The organism is Bradyrhizobium sp. ISRA430, assembly GCF_029909975.1.
In the GTDB taxonomy this organism is placed as follows: Bacteria; Pseudomonadota; Alphaproteobacteria; order Rhizobiales; family Xanthobacteraceae; genus Bradyrhizobium.
In genome coordinates this window covers 1,439,021-1,457,912 of the sequence record NZ_CP094516.1, presented here as the reverse complement: position 1 = coordinate 1,457,912, position 18,892 = coordinate 1,439,021, and the positions used below count along the sequence as shown (strand labels likewise).

General features: G+C 63.4%; 19 protein-coding genes and 1 pseudogene. 9 read left to right on the top strand and 11 right to left on the bottom strand.

From position 1 onward, the window contains the following. Window positions 1–6 precede the first annotated feature (6 nt). A complete protein-coding gene (locus tag MTX21_RS07450; protein ID WP_280964171.1) occupies window positions 7–1,329 on the bottom strand; it encodes a hypothetical protein in 1,323 nt (440 codons plus the stop codon). A gap of 294 nt (window positions 1,330–1,623) precedes the next feature. Between MTX21_RS07450 and MTX21_RS07445 the strand changes: the two genes are divergently transcribed. The 3 genes from MTX21_RS07445 (at window position 1,624) to MTX21_RS07435 (ending at window position 2,521) form a co-directional block, all read left to right on the top strand. Further along, window positions 1,624–1,893, top strand: coding sequence for a hypothetical protein (locus MTX21_RS07445; RefSeq protein WP_280964170.1), 270 nt, complete (start codon window positions 1,624–1,626; stop codon window positions 1,891–1,893). A 177-nt stretch (window positions 1,894–2,070) separates the two neighbouring features. After that, window positions 2,071–2,235, top strand: coding sequence for a Flp family type IVb pilin (locus MTX21_RS07440; RefSeq protein ID WP_280964169.1), 165 nt, complete (start codon window positions 2,071–2,073; stop codon window positions 2,233–2,235). An 82-nt stretch (window positions 2,236–2,317) separates the two neighbouring features. Next, window positions 2,318–2,521, top strand: coding sequence for a hypothetical protein (locus MTX21_RS07435; RefSeq protein WP_280964168.1), 204 nt, complete (start codon window positions 2,318–2,320; stop codon window positions 2,519–2,521). Between the two features lie 91 nt (window positions 2,522–2,612). Here MTX21_RS07435 and MTX21_RS07430 read toward each other — a convergent pair whose 3' ends face one another. Beyond that, a complete protein-coding gene (locus MTX21_RS07430) occupies window positions 2,613–2,963 on the bottom strand; it encodes a zinc ribbon domain-containing protein YjdM (RefSeq protein WP_280964167.1) in 351 nt (116 codons plus the stop codon). A 270-nt stretch (window positions 2,964–3,233) separates the two neighbouring features. Here MTX21_RS07430 and MTX21_RS07425 point away from each other — a divergent pair, with 270 nt between their 5' ends. After that, entirely contained in the window at window positions 3,234–4,640 is a 1,407-nt protein-coding gene (locus MTX21_RS07425; protein ID WP_280964166.1) for an adenylate/guanylate cyclase domain-containing protein, read from the top strand. A 582-nt stretch (window positions 4,641–5,222) separates the two neighbouring features. On the opposite strand, the gene MTX21_RS07420 is transcribed toward MTX21_RS07425, so the two are convergent. Beyond that, a complete protein-coding gene (locus MTX21_RS07420; protein WP_280964165.1) occupies window positions 5,223–5,813 on the bottom strand; it encodes a phasin family protein in 591 nt (196 codons plus the stop codon). 328 nt (window positions 5,814–6,141) lie between these two features. Between MTX21_RS07420 and MTX21_RS07415 the strand changes: the two genes are divergently transcribed. Next, window positions 6,142–6,615: a hypothetical protein gene (locus tag MTX21_RS07415; protein WP_280964164.1), complete on the top strand. Its 474-nt coding sequence runs from the start codon at window positions 6,142–6,144 to the stop codon at window positions 6,613–6,615. Between the two features lie 158 nt (window positions 6,616–6,773). Next, window positions 6,774–7,175, top strand: coding sequence for a VOC family protein (locus tag MTX21_RS07410; protein WP_280964163.1), 402 nt, complete (start codon window positions 6,774–6,776; stop codon window positions 7,173–7,175). Window positions 7,176–7,189: 14 nt separating this feature from the next. Here MTX21_RS07410 and MTX21_RS07405 read toward each other — a convergent pair whose 3' ends face one another. Next, window positions 7,190–8,107: a hypothetical protein gene (locus tag MTX21_RS07405; protein ID WP_280964162.1), complete on the bottom strand. Its 918-nt coding sequence runs from the start codon at window positions 8,105–8,107 to the stop codon at window positions 7,190–7,192. Window positions 8,108–8,418: 311 nt separating this feature from the next. Here MTX21_RS07405 and MTX21_RS07400 point away from each other — a divergent pair, with 311 nt between their 5' ends. Continuing rightward, on the top strand, window positions 8,419–8,604 hold the full coding sequence (locus MTX21_RS07400) for a hypothetical protein (protein WP_280964161.1): 186 nt from the start codon (window positions 8,419–8,421) through the stop codon (window positions 8,602–8,604). Between the two features lie 221 nt (window positions 8,605–8,825). Here MTX21_RS07400 and MTX21_RS07395 read toward each other — a convergent pair whose 3' ends face one another. Beyond that, window positions 8,826–9,410: a hypothetical protein gene (locus MTX21_RS07395; protein ID WP_280964160.1), complete on the bottom strand. Its 585-nt coding sequence runs from the start codon at window positions 9,408–9,410 to the stop codon at window positions 8,826–8,828. 287 nt (window positions 9,411–9,697) lie between these two features. Here MTX21_RS07395 and MTX21_RS07390 point away from each other — a divergent pair, with 287 nt between their 5' ends. Beyond that, on the top strand, window positions 9,698–9,994 hold the full coding sequence (locus MTX21_RS07390) for a cytosolic protein (protein ID WP_280964159.1): 297 nt from the start codon (window positions 9,698–9,700) through the stop codon (window positions 9,992–9,994). Between the two features lie 92 nt (window positions 9,995–10,086). Then, entirely contained in the window at window positions 10,087–10,284 is a 198-nt protein-coding gene (locus MTX21_RS07385; RefSeq protein WP_280964158.1) for a hypothetical protein, read from the top strand. A gap of 219 nt (window positions 10,285–10,503) precedes the next feature. Here the strand turns inward: MTX21_RS07385 and MTX21_RS07380 are convergent, their stop codons facing one another. From MTX21_RS07380 to MTX21_RS07355, 6 genes and pseudogenes are all read right to left on the bottom strand, one after another. After that, entirely contained in the window at window positions 10,504–10,677 is a 174-nt protein-coding gene (locus tag MTX21_RS07380; RefSeq protein WP_018644642.1) for a hypothetical protein, read from the bottom strand. 613 nt (window positions 10,678–11,290) lie between these two features. Next, window positions 11,291–11,461 (bottom strand): annotated as a pseudogene (locus tag MTX21_RS07375) (lytic transglycosylase domain-containing protein); the annotation flags it as partial. A gap of 70 nt (window positions 11,462–11,531) precedes the next feature. Then, on the bottom strand, window positions 11,532–12,320 hold the full coding sequence (locus MTX21_RS07370) for a class I SAM-dependent methyltransferase (RefSeq protein WP_280964157.1): 789 nt from the start codon (window positions 12,318–12,320) through the stop codon (window positions 11,532–11,534). 167 nt (window positions 12,321–12,487) lie between these two features. Beyond that, window positions 12,488–13,285, bottom strand: coding sequence for a transglycosylase SLT domain-containing protein (locus MTX21_RS07365; RefSeq protein ID WP_280964156.1), 798 nt, complete (start codon window positions 13,283–13,285; stop codon window positions 12,488–12,490). Between the two features lie 410 nt (window positions 13,286–13,695). Beyond that, window positions 13,696–14,025, bottom strand: coding sequence for a hypothetical protein (locus MTX21_RS07360; protein WP_280964155.1), 330 nt, complete (start codon window positions 14,023–14,025; stop codon window positions 13,696–13,698). Between the two features lie 414 nt (window positions 14,026–14,439). Further along, window positions 14,440–18,210 (bottom strand): vitamin B12-dependent ribonucleotide reductase, encoded by a 3,771-nt coding sequence (locus tag MTX21_RS07355; RefSeq protein ID WP_280964154.1) that lies wholly within the window; start codon window positions 18,208–18,210, stop codon window positions 14,440–14,442. Window positions 18,211–18,892 lie beyond the last annotated feature (682 nt).

Below are 18,892 nucleotides of genomic sequence, written 5' to 3'. Positions count from 1 at the left end.
TTCGGCTCAGATCGTCCGTCCCTTGGACGCGCGAGCCGACTTCTGCGGCTTCGCCGAGCTTCGTTCACGCGCGCTGTGCATCTTCGCCTTCTTCGACGCCGCGTGGGCCTTCGCGTTCGCGGCGATTTGGCGCTCGCCCGTGCCACGGCGCGAGATGTATTCCTGGCCGTCGATGGGACCGACATGCGGGGGATCGCGGTCGAGATAGGGACGGCCGATGCCGAGCGCCTTGCCGTTGGCATCGATCCATTTCCACAGCACCTCGGTCGAGGTCCAGCGCTGCGCGCGGTTGTCACCCTTGGTACTCACGACGTCAGCCGCGAGCCCATGACCGTAGCCGCCGCGGAAGCTGCCGCCGTGATACGACCGGTCGGAAGCCGCCTTGAGGCCGCTGGCGATTGACTGACGATAGTCGTCGCGGAACGCGCTGGTGATGCCGGGTGACAGGCCGGCGGCTTCGGCCGCAAGCAGCGCGCGAAACAGCTTGCGCTTGAAGCTGCGATCCATGCCGCCGATCACGTAGTCCATCATCGACATGCCGGCATGGTCGGCCGCCTTCGGATCCTTCCAGGCGAAATCCTCGTCGACGAGCTTGGTGAAGGACCGCATCACCGTGACTGTCTTGCCCCTGCGTTTAACGCTGACGGCCCGGCGCTCTTGCACCTTGATCGAATCCTCCTTGGGCGTGCGCTGATAGAGCGCCCACAGATAGCGGTCGATGCAGGCGTCGATGACGAAGCATTCGTCAAGGACCGCGACGGTGTCGGCAGGAGGCGTTGCCTTGCTCTCGCTCGCAGCCGGCGCGCTCTCGATGGCCGCGGGTGATAGCGGCGCGCCGTCCGGCACGATTTCCGTGGGATCTGAGGATGCGAGCTTGATCGCAGGCGCTTCGGCAGGGACCGCTTCGTTGCTCGCTTGAGCCGGCGCGGATTCGCTGCTCGCTTGGGCCGGGATGTCTGCAACCGCAGGAGGCGGCGCTTCCGCCGGCAGGATCTGCGCCGGGTCGGCCGAGGCAAGCTTCACGGCCGGCTCGGCGGTATCGGGCGTCGTCGCAGTCTCCGTTGCGGCGGTCTCTGTGCTCGGCGGCGGAGGCAGGGCGACCGCGACGTCGGCGCTTGCGGCGGCAGGGGCGTCGATCACCGCAGCCTGTGGAACATCGGCACGCTCAACGTTGGCAGCGGAGGACTTTGCGCGGATTTCGGCGGCGGCGTCGGCACCGCTGCTCTCGATGAGGGCCGGCGCATAGGCGGACAGCGAAAGTGCAAGCCAGCCCACGACAACGGCCGATGGGCATGAGACCGCCACCAGGAGAGATCGCCGATCGTCCATGACCCCAGCCTCCAAAGGCTCTGTCCGAGCCGGTTTGCACAGCTAGCCACGCGGCAACCTTGATTGTTCGGGGCGAGATGTGGCCGCGCAATGGCGCAGGAGGGGGAGGGCGGGCGTTTTTTGGAAAACTGTGCCCGCGGGGCAACGAATGGGAACTTTTTCGGCGGGATCGCTGAGGGATTGCCTCAAACGTGATCCGTGAAATCTGCATTGTTGCAATGCAACATGGTGACTGGTGCGGCGCAACAATGCTGACTAGGTCACGTTCTCAACGCACTACCCAGGAGAATCGGTGTGAAGAGAATTTCGTATACCATTGCAGCCGTCGCTGCCCTCTCGCTCGCCGGCGTCACGGCCAGCTTTTCCGCCGAGCTGCCGACCTATGAGGCGGCCGGGCTGCCGATCTCGCCGGTTCAGGTTGCTGTACTCGGCGGCTCCCACGTCCAGGGGCAGGCGCAGGCCTCGGGCAATGCCGCCACGCCGCATCAGCTCAAGGTTCTGACGCCCCGCAAGCTGTCGACTGCCGCCGCTGTGCCGGGCCAGACCGAAGGCCGCGCGCGCTGAGATCAGGCGCTTTCGAATTGCAGAAGCCCGCGACATCGTCGCGGGCTTTTTTGTTTGGCATGGCTTCCGCGCGATTTCCCGTCAAATTGATCAAGTGACATTTACTCAATCTTGGATTGTAGTCCGGCATTCCTCCCCGCACCGACAACCTACGACTGAAGTGGGAAGGAACTGACATTGAAGGGCATCATCACCAGGTTCATCGCCGATGAAAGCGGCGCCACCGCCATCGAGTACGGCCTGATCGCTGCCGGCATCGCGCTTGCCATCATCGAAGTGATCTATGCGCTCGGCATCAACCTCGTCGCAAAACTCACCTCGCTCGCCACGGCGTTGAAGTAGATCGTTGCTCGGTCGATCGCTCCTCAGCCTTGAGAAGTGCAGCTCGCATGCAACCCAGCGCAAGCCGGGGCGTTAGTCGTCCATGACGCATTCTTCGCTCCGCCCCATGCGGGATTTCGATCCTGCCGAGCCCGCCATTCTGCACGACCGCCCATCGGACACGATCATCACCTGGACTGCTGAGGAAGCTGACGACTATCGCCGTGCGAGCAGGCCGCTCGGCGATGGCAGCGTTGCATGGAAGGGATTCGTGTTTGACGGCTGGGGCCACGTGCTCGGCGGATGAGCGTCGCCTGCGACGGCCTGCGGGAACGATCGCGCACCGATGATTCGGAATGAGGCAGCGAACAGGTTCGCGTGAGCGGCTCCCTACGAATCTACGCCTTCTTCACGAACTCCGACTTCAGGTTCATCGCGCCGATTCCGTCGATCTTGCAGGCGATGTTGTGCCCGTCGGTCGCGTCCTGCAAGCGGATGTTCCTGACTTTGGTGCCGCCTTTGACGACCGACGACGATCCCTTGATCTTGAGGTCCTTGATCACGACTACGCTGTCGCCATCGGCAAGCAGATTGCCGTTCGCATCGCGCACACCGGTCTCATGCGAGGTCTGCGGGGCCGCGTCCGCCGCAGCGCTCCATTCATGGCCGCATTCCGGGCAAACCCAGAGATCGCGATCCTGATAGGCGTGCTCGGAATTGCACGTCGGGCATTTCATCGCGTCGTTCATCGCTCGCTCCCCGCCCGCCTTTGGGCGCGCCGCACCGTAGGTTCGTATTCGCGCAAATCAAGCGAAACTTCCGGCCCGCCTGCCGCGATTGTTATTCGAGGCGGCAATTACCTCTGAAGTAGGCAGGCTACGCCCGGGGCGGTTCGTACGACCACTGAACTCGCATCATCGTGACGCAGCAATCGGCTGCTACGGGTTGTGCCTCGCCTTCCCGGGCATACCTGACGGGAAGCGGATTCCGTCTGGCCCCCTTTCAGCTAAGACCAACGCATGAGCGAAATCGAGACCTTGTTTGGTGTCCTGCGTCAGTCGGCCGACGAAGGGGTCGTCGACCTGCTCGAGCGCATGCTGCGGGAGGCGCCGGACCACGCCTTGAGCAAGATGAATGCGTTGGATCTCGCCGGCCGCGCCGGCCTCGGCGAGGAGCAGGTGATCGCGGGGTTGTTGCATGCGGTCGGGCTCGGCATACTGGAGATGACCTGGAGCGTGATCTGCCCGAGCTGCGCCGGGGTCCTGTCCGCCAACAAGAGCCTGAAGACGGTGAACAGCCCGCAATATCACTGCGCGTTCTGCGCCGCGGGCTACGAGACGACGCTCGACAATCTGGTCGAGGTGACCTTCGCCGTCAGCCCGCGCGTGCGCAAGATCGCGGCCCACAATGCCGACGAACTGTCGCTCGCCGAATATTATCGCCAGGTGTTCTGGAGCTCGGCCATCGATCTTCCCGCCGACCTCGACGGGCTCCTGCGCGAACTCACGCTGGAAACTGTCGACCTGCCGCCGGGCGAGCGGGCGATCCTGTCCCTGCAAGTGCCGGCCGGCATGTTGATCGTGTTCGATCCGGTGACGCATACGGCGCAGTTCCTCGAGGTCAAGGGCGAGGAGACCAGCGAGCGCCAGAACCTGTCGCTGATCTTCAACAAAGCCGATGTCCCCGTCGATTCCGTGAGCCTGTGCCCGGGCTCGCTGCGGCTCGCCCTGGAGAATCGTACCGACGTGCGCGTGCTACCGGCGGTATGGGTCGCCAACCAACGGCTCGACGACCTCCTGACGCGGCGCAAGCCGAGCCTCACCGCCAAGCGCCTCCTCACCAACCAGACCTTTCGCGACCTCTATCGTACCGACACGCTCGCGATCGGCCAGCGCCTGAAGATCCTGAGCCTGACGTTCCTGTTCTCGGACCTCAAGGACTCCACCGGGCTCTACGAGCATGTCGGCGACCTCGTCGCCTTCGATCTCGTCAACGAGCATTTCCGCCTGTTGCAGGAGATCATCGCGGCCGAGCAGGGCGCCGTGGTCAAGACCATCGGCGATGCCGTGATGGCCACCTTCGAGACCCCCGACCGCGCGATCGCCGCCGCAATCCGCATGCGCGAGGCCATGAGCGAGTTAGGGGCCCAGCGCCAGCAGCAGGGGTTGCTTTTGAAGATGGGCATCCATGAAGGATCCTGCCTCGCGGTCACCCTCAACGGCCAGCAGGATTATTTTGGGCAGACCGTGAACATCGCCTCGCGCGTCCAGGGCCTTGCTGCCTCGCGCGCGATCGTGGTCACGGAAGCGGTCGTGGACAATGCCGAGGCCCGCACCCTGCTCGAGGCGAGCGGCCTCAACCCAGCCCGCCGCAGCGTGGCGCTGAGCGGAATCGCGGACAAGGTATCGGTCTACGAGATCCTGTGAGGGGAAAAATCACGAGGCGGCGTCCGGACTCCAAACCCAGTCCTTCACCTTCGGGAAACAAGCCCGCTTGCCAGAGCTCCAGACATAATCCGAACCGCCGCAAGGCGGACGTGCACGAGACGTGGCCGGACATTCATTCCAGACACGCGCCCCCGTACCCCAGCCATCGACCACACACGCGCCATAAACGGTGGCGTGGCAGCCGGGACCGCAGCCGTCTGCGGCGTTGGCTGTGCAGACCGCAAACAGAAGCATCACAGGGGCAGTACAGGCCAACAGGACGCGTGGAAGGTGGCTGGTCATGCGCTCGCTCCTTCATGCCGAGGCGCGTCTGAACGTCGCACAGAATTGGCCGGGGGCCTGCCGGCCGGACCTCCGTCCAGGATAGCACTAGAGCCCATGGCCGAGAACGCCGCCGGTGCAAGGCGGCCCGCGCGCGGCCAGCGGGCTGACGTCAAGGCGCAGTGAGTAGGACGGGTTGAGCTCTTGCGAAAACCCATCTTCGCGAACCGCAATGATGGGTCTCGCTTCCGCCTTCGCTCCGCGAGCTACGGCGGACAGGCCGTTCCGCGCAGGCTAGCGCTAGTGACGCGTCGCGCGCAACTCGACCGTGGTTTGGGTGACCCTCGCCACCCAGCCCTCGAAATTCATGACACGCTGTTTGACCAATTCCTCCTGCAGGTCGCCAATCTTCCGCGACTGCGCGACGAAGGTTTCGAGGGCTTCCCTCGCAAACTCCATCTGAAATGCGAAAGCCTCGGCGGGTGACCGCGCGGTCGCGAGCTTCCCGACGAACGCCCAGCTCTGTTCGAGCGCCTTCAGGGTGTAGTCGGTGTAGGCAGTTGCGATCGTCTGGGGGCTCACCGCAGCGAGTTCCAGTGGGGTGATCGGTGCATTCGCCGGGGTCTGCGTCGGCAAAGCCGGGGGCGGATTCGACGCGACCGGTGGACTGATGTCCGGGCTCGTCTCTTGACCGATCGCCTGACCAATCTCCTGACCAATCTCTTGGCCGATCTCATGCTCTTGGCCGATCTCTTGGCCAACCTCCGCCGCCCGCATTTCGTCAGTCCTGGCGAGCTGCTGCTCGCCGGCTTTCGTTCGCTCCCCGGCCTTCTTTCGGCCTTTGCGCTGGCTCGACTTGCCCATCGGCTTGTTCCCGTCCGCACTCAACATGAAACGATACTCCCAATAAAAATTGAGCCGCCAGATTCCGTTCCGTTCTCGCCGGAATCGCGGTTGCGCCTTGTCATCGGGATGGCGGGTGTGTGGAGAGATTTGGAAGGGGCAGGGGAGGTGTGGCTCACGTTCTTGGCGAGGAAAAGGCCCGCCTTTCGGTGAGGTTGTGCACCCCTGACATCATTATCCCAGCGTGCCGCGTTGGCGATTGGGAAAAGATGGCAAAGCTGGGGCTGTCAACGACATATGGGGTTAGAACACCGCTTACCCCCGTAATACACTGAATGCTCTTTGGGGTTCGGGAGCGTTCATTTGGGAGATCACCATGGCAGGTGTTGAACAATTGCGCAGACGGGACGGTGTGAACCTTGTTCAACTCGAGGCGGACATTTCATCGGTTCGCCCGGGAACTTCAATCGCGTCGATTGCTTTGCCGGAGTACGTCGAACACACCGAGGGTGTCACACGCGTCGGCGCGCTCAGTGCAGAGGCGGTCATCCGCGACTATGAATCCGCTGCAAAAGAGATCGAGGCCATGGGCAGGGAGCTGATCGACGCCGCGCAAAAGTGCGAGGCGCTGACAGCCCAGGTCCATGATGCGATTGCCTTCATGCGCGAAACGGCAGCGGGCTATCGCGAAGAGGGGCGGAAGATCTTCAAGCGCATCGAAGAATGCGCGCTCTTCACGGAAGACGTCCGCAAGACATGCGAACAGGTCAAGCGCAGAATGAAGGACGTCTCGGTCGACGAGCCCTCCGAGCCGGAACTTGTGGAAGAGCGCGAGGCGGAACGCGCATAGTCTTAGGGGGCGCAGCCTTAAGACGTCTGGTCTCTTTGGGGTGATAACTCGTAGGATGGGTTGATCGCTTGCGAAGCCGCGTCATCGTCGCGCGCAGCGATGATGGGCTCGCATGGCTCGACTCATCCTACGGGCTATTTCGGGGAGACCAGTCCGCAATGACCTTCCTGCTCAATATCGACGTGCCCGATGTCGAGACGGCGGCGGCGTTCTACACCGCCGCGTTCGGCCTGTCGGTCGGCCGCCGCTTCGGCACCGACTTCGTCGAGCTGTTGGGCTGGCCGGCGCCGGTCTATCTCCTGACCAAACAGGCGGGCACGTTAGGTGCCGGCGACGACCGCCGCCGCTACGACCGGCACTGGACGCCGCTGCACATCGACGTTGTCGTCGACGATGTCGACGCCGCAGTCGAGCGCGCCCTGCGCGCCGGCGCGATCTTGGAGGCGCCCGCGCGCGAGGCACCCTACGGCCGGATCGCCATGCTGGCCGATCCGTTCGGGCACGGTTTTTGTCTGCTGGCGTTCAGTGCGGCGGGGTATGACGCGTTGCTCGGCGAGTAGTTCGCCTACCGGACTCACCAATACGGATCGTAAGGATCGCCCATATAGGGCGGGGGCATCCAGGGGGCTCGCGGCCGCCTGGGCCGCGGAGGTGCGGCTGCAGGCGAGTGCTGCTGCCGCACAACTGTATCGTTCGTCGCGCTCCGCGTGGCGGATTTCGCGGATTGGGCGGTAAGCTGCGCTTGCAGTGCCTGGACCTGAGCGGCGAGGCGCGCATTGTCCCCGGCACTTTGCTCCCGCGCCGTCTTGAGTTGCTGAATGGCGTCGGCCTGCTCGCGAAGCGTTTGCTCGTTGCGGCTCTTCTGTTGCTCGAGCTTCTCGTTGATGCTCGCAAGTTCCTGCGTGATGGTCTTGAGCGATTGCGCCAGCTCGGCGGAACTCTGGTCGGGCGACGGCGCGCCGGCTGGCGGAGCGCTTTCCGCTTCCTTGTGAGCCGGCGGTGCGGGGAGGGACGGCGGCTCATCCGCAGCCGCGAGCTGAACTGTTGGCGGCTGCGCCGAGCTGTGAATTTCGGACGCCTTCGGGGACGGAGTCGGGACCGGCGGGGCCCATCGCGCCATGATCGCTTTCGCCTCATCGCGATATTGCGAGGCGAACGCAGCGCCAAGGATGCCTATCGCCAACAACACCGCGACGAAGGCCCGCAGCATGGGCCGATCCCCTTTCAGGCCTTGATGGCGAACCTTGCCTTCCGGTGCTGGCGCCTTATCCGGGGGAACGTTGCTTCGTTCCGCATCGGCCTTGATCGGGCGGGTCGGCGGGCTGTCGCCGCGTTCCAATCCGGAAACCAACTGGTCCAGCCGCGCAAGATCCTGTTCGGCGCTCTTGATCCGTTCATAAGCCCGCGCCAGCTCGCCATCGGCGCGCGGCGCGTCCGGCTTCGGGGCGTCTGGCTTCGGGTCTTGCGGCTTCGGGTCGTGCGTCTCAGGCACCGATGCGACCTCCATTCAGTCTGGCGTCAACGGAATGAGCGCGGCAATCCGAGATCACCAAAGAGGATAGTTCTCGCCGCGTTCCAAAACAACGCGGGCGCGAGGGAAAAATTGTGGCGACCTCGCTACCCCATCTATGCTTGCTAACAAAAAAAGGCCCCGGAGCGACCGGGGCCTGTAGCGCGTCTATCGGTGGGCAATCACCAGGCGTGCCAAAACGCGTGGTGATGGGCGAATGCAGCGTCCGCTCCCGTTGGCATCGGACCCGCGGAGGGGGCGCCGCCGCCATCTGCTGCGAAATGATGCGCGGCATGTTCGATGGCCTGGGCATGCGGGAGCGAGATCTGATTTGGATCGGCTTTGCCGATGCCTTCAACGAGCGAGGCGAGCGCCGCGCCCATGCCTCGGCCGGCGTGGTGGTGTGCATTCGTGACATCGCCGTTGAGGGCAGTTTGATCGGTTGCCCCGGCTGGTTCGGACGGAGGCCGATCCACTGAGGTAGCGGCATCCGCCGTTGCAGGCTGATCCGATGCGTCCTGGGTCGTGGCAACGTCAGAGCCGGTATCGGCCGGAGCGGGGCTTGTGGCGCCTGCGGCATCGGCAGGAACGGCCGCCTGGCCGGTGTCGGTCTGGACGGTGTCGGACTGTGCGGTGTCGGACTGCGCGACGGGATCGGTCTGTGGCGCTGTGCTGGATGCTCCCGAGCCGTGGTCGACCGTCATGACGAGGTGGTCGCGTATCCAGTTGATATCGGCAAACAGGTGGCTTGCTGTTCCGGCGTGGCCTCGACCTGGGCCAGGGCCGTTGTGTGGCCAGCCATGTCGACGACATAGCCGCCGTATGTCTGATAGGCCTTTGCAAGCGCCAATCCTTCGGGGGTGAGACCCGCGGCCGCAAGATCAATGTTCGGCGGGAGTGCGAAGTGCGCGCCCATCGGTATCGTTCCCGTGTACGATGCGGCACTGTCGCCGTCGGCAGATACAGCCGGAAAGGTAAACTGACCGGCATGGTTCGGTCCGGTTGCGGCTGCCAACTGATGCGTGTCGAGCTCGATCCCAAGGGCGTGCGGGATCGAAAGATTGTTCAACTCGTCCTGGGTGACGAGTCCTCCAAGCAGCGAAGCACCGGCCTGGCACTTTTGGTCCCCTCTAGTGAAGTAACTGTTGATCCCTTTTTCATTGCGCGGCTCTTGTGGTGGGCGACGACGACGAAAATCGGAGCAAAGGGGATTGGAGCGTGGGAATTTGGCGGCGACATTGCGGCCGACGTGATCGGTGCAGCGTTGTGCTGTTGCGAAACTCATGGTTCTCGCGTCACGGTTGATTGACGGCACAGCGCGTCCGACAAAAATATCGAAAACAACCCCATGCAAAGTAGAAATCACTACGGATTTTGATTTCGGCGATACCGAATAGCGTTTGACGCGTCGGGCAAAACAGGAGCATTATGGCATCGTGGCGCCGGTGCGACGGCTAAGAGTTCGTGCGTAGCCGGGATGGAGTGAAGCGCAATCCGGGACAGGCACCTGCGGTACCATCCCCGGATTACGCTGCGCTCCATCCGGGCTACGCCTCTGCAAAGGAGGATCCGATGAAGTCGCTGTTGCTGCTCACGGCGAGCGGTCCGATGCTCATTCTTACATCCCACGAGTCCCTGCACGACCAGAAGCTCCTTGAGGTGCTCAGGGGCAAGGGGATCGGCAAGTTCGTCGCGTTCGAGGTTCCCTTGTCACTTGCGAGAGCGCGCTACGGCGGGCACTTTCAGGCGGTCGAAAGCAATCTGCAGGAGACCGATGATTTGAGGGTCCTCGATTTCGACGGCCAGCGCATCTTCCAGCTCTTTCGTTTCGATGAGCTGGGCGCACCGAACCTGAAGGAACAGTCGTGATCCCGCGGCGGCGAGAGCGATGGGGCGAGCAGGGCCGTTCCGAAGCGACGCCGATTGAGGTACGGTGGAAGCCTGGACCTGAGGAGTCTGCCATGACGTCGTATACCGTCGGGTTGAAGCTCGGGGCGCGTGCCAAGGCGCTCACGATCGAAGCCGAGGACGCATTGGTCGCGGCGCTGAAGATCAAGCTCGAGAACCCCGAGGCACTCGTCACCTACGTTCGCAAGTCAAATCAGCGTGGCGATCGTCGCCACCCGCACGAAGCGTTGCGGGCCAGGAAAACCGGCTAGCCCTACTGCATCACAAGGCCCCGGCCTGATCCTGAGGAGCCCGCGGCAAGCGGGCGTCTCGAAGGATGGCCGTACGCGAGAGCCGGGCCTTCATGGTTCGCCCGGCGATGCAAAGCATCGTCCGGAGACGCGCGTCCGTGATCCTCACCATGAGGATCTCGTGATGCAGTAAGTCTAGCCAATGCTGTGGCTGCAGCAACATCCAGGCGGCGTCGGTCATCAGCGAAACAGCGCGACAAAGATCACGTAGAGCCAGCCCAGGATCCCATGGATGATCGCCCACAGGATCGAATGGTTGTTGGTGTAGGAGATCGCGATGGCGAGCGCCGAGCCGAACCCCACGCCGTATTTCGCGCCCTCGACGCGGACGCCGTAGTAACGATTGCCGTTCATGATGATCCTTCCAGCAGACTGCGTCGGTTGGGGTGAACGTGTGCGAGATCTATCATTGCCGTGAACCGATGCTCTTGCTCTTTCTTGGCATGGGTCTTGAGGGAGTGGGTAGGGCGGATCGGGCTTCGCGTCCCAAGTATTCGTTTCGGGCCACAAGCTGGCTTGGTGCGGGCGGCGGCCGAAGTTCGCCAGGCCGAGAGCGTCATTTCAAGCAACTCGAGAGCGAATTAGCTTGCCTTGCTTTGAGTCCTTTTGCACTCTCTTGGCAAGGAGGCCAACGCATGAAGAAAATGACCGTCGCGTGCACTCTCGGAACGGCTCTGGTGCTGTGCAACCTTGGGACGTCTGGTGCTGAAGCCCGGACGCGGAAGGTCCAAGTCGTTGATGTCCCACGGCAGAGGCTTGTTGTTACGCCGCCGCCCGTGTTGAGGCCAACGCCCTGGGATTATTATATTGTTCCACGATATCGTTATCGCCCTGAAGACGACCGGGTCGATCCATACGGCCCGCCCTATGTGTCGTCGTGGGTCCGCTATGAGGGGTGGCGGTGGCCATACTGGTGGTAAATCGGGTGGCACCGGTGCGACGGCCAGGAGCTAGCTACAAGAGCTAGTTAATTGCCGTCATCCGCCGCAAGGCGCAGAAATCGCCGCTTCATCGCGTTGACCCCCGAGATATAGCTTGCGACGAGGTGGTCGCCGCACCGCTCGCCGGCGATCATCTGAAAGTGGCGGCGTGCGTAGGCCGTGGCGGGACCTGCGCCGCAGAGATGGATGAAGGCGGCGCTCTGCGAGCTACAGCGGACAGGTCGCTCCACTCATCGTATGGGCTGACAGTGTATGGGCTGACTGTGGCTATGCGGGCTGCGGCTTGCATCCCTTGATCGCGTGGGCGCGGGCGCGATAGGCGATGCGGCCGTCGGCGCTAGCGGGCAGGCGCGCCTGCACGCGCTGCCTCAGTGTGGCGACGTCGGCCAGCGGCATCTCGGCGATCATTGGGGCGATCGATGGGGCTTTCGTCTCCACCTGCCAAAACTCCTCGAAATCGCCAAACGTCCGCTGCACGGCGATTTCTCGGGTCTCGATCTGCGTCAAGCCCGCTGCGATCCAGAATGCGCTCAATGCATCGAGGCGCGACGCCTCCATGCGAGGCGGGCGTGTCGGCGAAAGTCCCATCGCGCTGATCTCCGCAAGGATCGGATCGAGCGGGAAGCCGCCGTCCAGCATGTCCCAGATATAGGTTGCGACGAGGCCGCCCGGCCGAGCCACCCGCACCAATTCCGCAATGCCCTTCGCGGGATCGGGCACGAAGACCAGCACCAATGCCATCACCGCGGCATCGAAGCTGTCCGTCGCGAACGGTAGCTCCATCGCATCGCCTTGCTGGAAATGAGCGCCGCGTGCCCCGGGTCGCATGCGCGCAAAGGCGAGCTGTCCCTCGGAGGGGTCGATGCCCTGCACCTCGGCAGGGGCGCAGCGCGACAGCACCAGCTCGGTGAAGGCGCCGTTGCGGCAGCCCACGTCGATCCAGAGCAGGCCTTGCGCAGGTTTAAGCCAGTCGAGAAAGACCTCGCCGGCAAGCCGGCTCCAGACCCCCATCATCTGCTCATAGGCGGCACCGTCGTCGAAGCGAATTTCGGGCATGCACGGCTCCATGGCGCGTGGCGGGTCAAGCGAGTGTAGCCTGTCAACGCGCGGGCGGGAACGGCGGATCCGCTGCGGCAAAGCGCGCTGCAATCCGTCGCCGCTGCGGCACTCAGCGGCGCCGCGCGCATTCCGCCGGAAAAGATTGATTGGGAGGGGTGGACGAGCTAATCGCCGTCATCCGCCGCAAGCCGCAGAAATCGCCGCTTCATCGCGTTGACCGCCGAGATATAGCTTGCGACGAGGTGGTCGCCGCACCGCTCGCCGGTCGTCATCTGAAAGTGGCGGCGCGCGTAGGCGGTGGCGGGACCTGCGCCGCAGAGATGGATGAAGGCGGCCAGATCCTGCTTCTGCTGTGCGCTGGCCTTCACATCGCCGGCGCGCGCGAGAACATCAGCCACATTGCGGTCCAGATACACGGATGCCAGCTCGATGGCGTGGCTCGGGATCGCGCGGATATAGAAGCTGGTGAACCCGCAGCCGGTGTCCGTGATCGCGTTTTCGCGGACACAGAACCGTGCGGCTTCGGCGTAGGCTGGGTCGGTCATCTGGTAAAGGCCGACGGCGCTGGAGGCGGGCCGGTAGATCGCGAGGGGATTGAGGCTCAATCGCCAGCGCCAATAGGTGCGCGCCACCGGATTGCCCGAGCTCTCGACCTGCGCCAGCGCGGCCAGCAATTCCGGCGTGATCGTATCGGTGGAATGCTTGCGGAAGAGCGGCCCGTATTGCCGCCAAGTCTCGGCCGGCTCCTTGTCGAGGGAGTTGCCGACAAGGAAGAACAGCTCGGTCGGCTTGCGGATCACGTGATAGACGATGTTCATGAGCGCCGCGGCCGCAAGCAGGATCGCCACGCTGCCCGCGATCCGAACCATCCGCGGTGTCCGCGCGAACCTCTTTCGCGTCCACCGCGCGCCCCGCCGGAAGTTGCGAAGGCGGGGGAGGAGGCGACTGCTTTTTCTTGGCATGGGTTTTGGGGGAGCGGGATAGGGAGCATAGCGGAAGCATATTGCGCTGACGATCCCTAGTCGCGGATTGTGCTGCGCTAATCCGACCTACGGGCTTGGCAGGGAACTCGTAGGATGGATTGAGCTCTACTTGGCGTCGGGCATTGATAGGTATCGCCTGGCTCCACCCATCCTGCGCGCTGTTGGCGTTTAGTGAGGAGGGGTACGCCTTGGTTTTGGAAGGCTTGCGAAATGCGTCGGCTCGGCTCGCGTCCGGCCGATGATTTCGTCACGCGAACGAAAAGAGCTCCTTTTCTTTAGGCGAGAATAGTTCGTCAGAAAGTACCCTGCAATTGAGCTTCTCCCACGCGAGAAATGCCCATGGCGATTGAGTTTTGCCGAATATCGTCAAGCTGGGCGCGCCACGCCAGTCATTGGAGTGAAATTGCTGAAACACAATCAACGCAAAGCAAAGCGGTGTTAGTAAGGCCCACGTCCACTGCAGATGCCGTCTCTTTCGAACGGCGAAACATCGAATCGGAAACAAATCGAATCGCAAAAAAACCGTGAAGTGGAGAGAACAGCAGAATGTCGGGTCTGTTGACCTCTGCTTCGTAATCCGCATAAGCAGGAAAATCGTAATAGAGCACGGCCTGGGTCAAGCCCAAGTCCGCCTCTCGCGCCCTGACGTGTTCGACAAAGTCGCGGGAAGCCGGATCGGTTCGATACCGATCTGTCGTTACAACAATCTCTATTGTCATGCAGTCCCCGAGAACCAGTACGCGTTACGGTCTAGTATCAAAGAGCCGCAACTTAGGTAAGCGATACGATCTTCTGACCCGGGTTAGCTATGTAGGCGGGCTATGGCCTTCAGCCAGCAAGAAGGGCAGACGCCACAACAGCTACCCGCAACGATGGGTCGAGGAGTTCTCTGGAGTGCGGCGTTTCCGGCTTTAGCCTTGGCAATCGCATGACGGGATATTTACGCCAAGCGTCACCTCGGAGGAATCTCTTGGCCGACGACGAGCACTCATCGACTCCTATCCTAGGTAAGAACATAAAGGGAACGCTGTCAATGGAAGATGCTCGTCGCAGCTCCAGTAAAGAGGCGGCCTTGCGGCCGCCTTTTTTTCTGGACGCCCGGGCATGACGATCATCGCGGGCGGGCTACCGCCTCACGAACACCCCGTCGTGCTGCCGCACGTATCGCACTTCATGCACGTGCCGTTCCGCACCAGCGTGAAGTTGCCGCACTCGGAGCACATCTCGCCTTCGTAGCCCTTGGCTTTCGCTTCCGCGCGGCGCTCGGCCTTGGTTGGCACCAGCGTTTGCGCGGTGCCGGCCTTGCTCCATTGCATCTGCTCGAGCTTCTCGGTGGGCGAGAGGTCGTGGCTGGCTTCCTGCTTCAGGGCGACGGCGCCTTCGACCGCGTCACTGGTGCGGGCCGAAGCGCCGTGCGAGGCCAGCGCCGTGACCTTGCTGCCGCCGGCGGGGGCACTGTCGTTGCCGGAGGCGACGGCGGTGGAGCCGCCGCGCATCACGACCAGATTGTCGGTGCGGGAGCGGGTGAGGCCGCGCGAGACCAGCTTGGTCGCGTGGTGGCTCGGCTCCTCGTCCGGCTCCTTGCCTTCCTCGACGCCCTTGCCGAGCGCGTCGAAGCCGGTCTCGTTGGGATCGACGTGGGCGAGGTCGAAGCGGGAGAGGTAGCTCACCGCGAGCTCGCGGAAGACGTAGTCGAGGATCGAGGTCGCGTACTTGATGCTGTCGTTGCCCTGCACGGGGCCCGCCGGCTCGAAGCGGGTGAAGGTGAACGCGTCGACATATTCATCGAGCGGCACGCCGTATTGCAGACCGAGCGACACGGCGATGGCGAAGTTGTTGATGAAGGAGCGCAGCGCCGCGCCTTCCTTGTGCATGTCGATGAAGATCTCGCCGAGACGGCCATCGTCATACTCGCCGGTGCGCAAGTACACCTTGTGGCCGCCGACGACCGCCTTCTGGGTGTAACCCTTGCGGCGATCCGGCATCTTCTCGCGCTCGCGCATCACGATGATGCGCTCGACGAGCTTTTCGACCACCTTCTCGGAGACCTGGGCCGCGCGCGCCGCAAGCGGCTTCTCGTAGAGCTGCTCGACCGCATCGTCCTCGTCCTCATCGTCGCTGATGAGCTGGGAGTTGAGCGGCTGGGAGAGCTTGGAGCCGTCGCGATAGAGCGCGTTGGCCTTCAGCGCCAGCTTCCACGACAGCATGTAGGCGGACTTGCAATCCTCCACCGTCGCGTCATTCGGCATGTTGATGGTCTTGGAGATCGCGCCCGAGATGAAGGGCTGCGCCGCCGCCATCATGCGGATGTGGCTCTCGACCGACAAATAGCGCTTGCCGACCTTGCCGCATGGATTGGCGCAGTCGAACACCGGATAGTGCTCGGCCTTGAGGTGCGGAGCACCTTCCACGGTCATCGCGCCGCAGATGTGGACGTTGGCCGCCTCGATCTCGCGCTTGGTGAAGCCGACGGCCTGGAGCAGGTCGAAGCCGGGGGCCGCGATCGCTTCCGAGCCGATGCCGAGCTGGTCGCGGATGAAATCCTCGCCAAAAGTCCACTTGTTGAAGGCGAACTTGATGTCGAAGGCGGTCGGCAAGGCCTTTTCGACCTTCGCGATCGCTTCATCCGTGAAGCCCTTGGCCTTCAGCGTCGCGGCATTGATGCCCGGCGCGTTGGACAGCGAGCCGTGGCCGACGGCATAGGCCTCGATCTCGGCGATCTCGCTCTCGCGATAGCCGAGCGCGCGCAGCGCTTCGGGGACCGCGCGGTTGATGATCTTGAAGTAGCCGCCGCCGGCGAGCTTCTTGAACTTCACGAGCGCGAAGTCCGGCTCGATGCCGGTGGTGTCGCAGTCCATGACGAGGCCGATCGTGCCGGTCGGCGCGATGACCGTGGTCTGGGCGTTGCGGTAGCCGTGCTTCTCGCCGAGCTCGAGCGCCGCATCCCAGGCAGCCTGCGCATGCGCGACGAGGTCGGCTTGCGGGCAGGAGGCGTGGTCGAGCGGCACCGGGTTGACCGAGAGCGCCTCGTAGCCGGAGACCTCGCCATGCGCGGCGCGGCGGTGGTTGCGGATCACGCGCAGCATGTGCGCGGCATTCTTCTTGTAGCCGGGGAAGGTGCCGAGCTCGGCCGCGATCTCCGCGGAGGTCTTGTAGGTGATGCCGGTCATCACCGCGGTCAGGGCGCCGCAGAGCGCACGGCCTTCCCTGGAGTCATAGGACAGGCCCATGGTCATCAGGAGACCGCCGATATTGGCGTAGCCGAGGCCGAGCGTGCGGAACTCGTAGGAGAGCTCGGCGATCGCCTTCGACGGGAACTGCGCCATCATCACGGAGATTTCGAGCACCAAGGTCCAGAGCCGGCAGAGGTGCTCGTAGCCCTCGACGTCGAAGTGCTTCGTGGTCGTGTTGTAGAACGTCAGCAGATTGGCGGAGGCGAGGTTGCAGGCCGTGTCGTCCAGGAACATGTATTCCGAGCACGGATTGGACGCGCGGATGTCGCCGGACGCCTTGCAGGTGTGCCAGTCGTTCATCGTGGTGTTGAAGTGCAGGCCGGGGTCGGCCGACGCCCAGGCGGCGTAGCCGATCTTCTCCCAGAGGTCGCGCGCACGAAGTGTCTTCGTGACCTTCTTCGAGGTGCGGGCGACGAGGTTCCAGTCGCCGTCGGTCTCGACGGCACGCAAGAAATCGTCCTTCAGCGAGACCGAGTTGTTGGAGTTCTGGCCGGACACCGTGAGATAGGCTTCCGAATCCCAGTCGGTGTCGTAGGTGTCGAACTGGAGGTCCTTGTAGCCCTGCTTGGCGAACTGGATGACGCGCTTGATGTAGTTGTCGGGCACGAGCGAGCGGCGCGCGAGCTTGATCTCGCGGCGGAGCGCCGGGTTCTTCTCGGGATCGAAGCAGTCGTCGCCCGAGCCCTCGCAGTTCACGCAGGCCTTCAGCACCGCCTTGAGGTGCTTCTGGTTGATCTTGGAGCCGGTGACGAGAGCTGCGACCTTCTGCTCCTCCTTCACCTTCCAGTCGATATAGGTCTCGATGTCGGGGTGATCGACGTCGACCACGACCATCTTGGCGGCGCGGCGCGTGGTGCCGCCCGACTTGATTGCGCCAGCCGCGCGGTCGCCGATCTTGAGGAAGCTCATCAGGCCGGACGAGCGGCCGCCGCCCGAGAGTTTTTCACCCTCGCCGCGCAGGCGCGAGAAGTTGGAGCCGGTGCCGGAGCCGTATTTGAACAGGCGCGCCTCGCGCACCCAGAGGTCCATGATGCCGCCCTCGTTGACGAGGTCGTCGCCGACGCCCTGGATGAAGCAGGCGTGCGGCTGCGGATGCTCGTAGGCGGACTTGGACTTGGTCAGCTTGCCGGTGAAGGGGTCGACGTAATAGTGGCCCTGGCCGGGGCCGTCGATGCCATAGGCCCAGTGCAGGCCGGTGTTGAACCATTGCGGCGAGTTCGGCGCGACCATCTGCATGGCGAGCATGTAGCGGAGCTCGTCATAGAAGGCCTGGGCGTCCTCGTCCGAGGAGAAGTAGCCGCCCTTCCAGCCCCAATAGGTCCAGCAGCCGGCGAGGCGGTCGAACACCTGTTTTGCGCTGAGCTCGCTGACATAGCGCTCCTTCTCGGGCAGAGCGGCCAGCGCCTCCGTGTCGGGCACGGAACGCCACAGGAAGGAGGGGACGGATTCTTCCTCGACCTTCTTCAGGCGCGCGGCAACGCCCGCTTTGCGGAAATATTTCTGCGCGAGGACGTCGGAAGCGACCTGCGACCACTCGGCCGGCACTTCGACGTTGTCGAGTTTGAACACGACCGAGCCGTCGGGATTCCTGATCTCCGACGTGGTCAGCCGGAATTCGATCCCGGCGTAAGGTGACTGTCCTTGCGTGGTGTGGCGCCGCTCAATCCGCATCGTCTTGCCCCGTCCTTTTCTCTGACCGGACCGCCTTCGTGTGGGCGTGCCGGGTCGCATTTCTCGAGTTCGCGATTCCTCCAAGGGCCGGACCGGCCTAAAGGCTTCGCAGTTCAGCCGGTGGAATCCGGCCCAGTTTCTCCCGACGCGATGGTTCGGTGCGCACACCTCGCATCCGCCGGCATGTCCAGGCCCATCCGCCCCCAAGGGGATGTGCCCGACATGCGTTCAACGCCCCAACGCCACGTCTTCTACCGATGCCATCCGAGCCTGTTGCCGGCCCGTTCTGGCGCCCGAAAAGTCCGCGTTTGAAGGGCAGACAAGCCCTTGCCCCGCTGCCTTGGTCTGGCCGGCGGAGTGGTCATTTGCGGGACCCTTTGGGGGAGTGCCGGCGGGACGCAAACTCACTCGCGCCGAACGGATCGAAAGCTAGGACTCTCCGTTGCGCCCGTCAAGAACTAGTGCGAGTTCCTGAATCAAATACTAAATATGGTGGAAAGCGGGGGATAACAGGGGTCTCGGCCGCGCCTGTTGTGGGGGCAAGTATCAGTGAGTCCTCAGGGATTCCCAACCGAAAAAATTTGCATCCGGTGTGGATGCGCACCCTTCGTCCCGCTGTTCACAGGGCAGCTATATTTTTGGGCGGATGGGATTGCGTCAGCAAGACTCACGTAGTGCCACG

Excerpts from the sequence above, each read along its gene's own strand:
- MTX21_RS07395 (WP_280964160.1), bottom strand. The coding sequence starts at position 9,410 with ATGAGTTTCGCAACAGCACAACGCTGCACCGATCACGTCGGCCGCAAT.
- MTX21_RS07425 (WP_280964166.1), top strand. The coding sequence starts at position 3,234 with ATGAGCGAAATCGAGACCTTGTTTGGTGTCCTGCGTCAGTCGGCCGAC.
- MTX21_RS07355 (WP_280964154.1), bottom strand. The coding sequence starts at position 18,210 with ATGCGGATTGAGCGGCGCCACACCACGCAAGGACAGTCACCTTACGCC.
- MTX21_RS07435 (WP_280964168.1), top strand. The coding sequence starts at position 2,318 with ATGACGCATTCTTCGCTCCGCCCCATGCGGGATTTCGATCCTGCCGAG.
- MTX21_RS07370 (WP_280964157.1), bottom strand. The coding sequence starts at position 12,320 with ATGCCCGAAATTCGCTTCGACGACGGTGCCGCCTATGAGCAGATGATG.
- MTX21_RS07415 (WP_280964164.1), top strand. The coding sequence starts at position 6,142 with ATGGCAGGTGTTGAACAATTGCGCAGACGGGACGGTGTGAACCTTGTT.
- MTX21_RS07410 (WP_280964163.1), top strand. The coding sequence starts at position 6,774 with ATGACCTTCCTGCTCAATATCGACGTGCCCGATGTCGAGACGGCGGCG.
- MTX21_RS07360 (WP_280964155.1), bottom strand. The coding sequence starts at position 14,025 with ATGACAATAGAGATTGTTGTAACGACAGATCGGTATCGAACCGATCCG.
- MTX21_RS07450 (WP_280964171.1), bottom strand. The coding sequence starts at position 1,329 with ATGGACGATCGGCGATCTCTCCTGGTGGCGGTCTCATGCCCATCGGCC.
- MTX21_RS07400 (WP_280964161.1), top strand. The coding sequence starts at position 8,419 with ATGTTCGATGGCCTGGGCATGCGGGAGCGAGATCTGATTTGGATCGGC.
- MTX21_RS07390 (WP_280964159.1), top strand. The coding sequence starts at position 9,698 with ATGAAGTCGCTGTTGCTGCTCACGGCGAGCGGTCCGATGCTCATTCTT.
- MTX21_RS07430 (WP_280964167.1), bottom strand. The coding sequence starts at position 2,963 with ATGAACGACGCGATGAAATGCCCGACGTGCAATTCCGAGCACGCCTAT.
- MTX21_RS07385 (WP_280964158.1), top strand. The coding sequence starts at position 10,087 with ATGACGTCGTATACCGTCGGGTTGAAGCTCGGGGCGCGTGCCAAGGCG.
- MTX21_RS07380 (WP_018644642.1), bottom strand. The coding sequence starts at position 10,677 with ATGAACGGCAATCGTTACTACGGCGTCCGCGTCGAGGGCGCGAAATAC.
- MTX21_RS07365 (WP_280964156.1), bottom strand. The coding sequence starts at position 13,285 with ATGCCAAGAAAAAGCAGTCGCCTCCTCCCCCGCCTTCGCAACTTCCGG.
- MTX21_RS07420 (WP_280964165.1), bottom strand. The coding sequence starts at position 5,813 with ATGTTGAGTGCGGACGGGAACAAGCCGATGGGCAAGTCGAGCCAGCGC.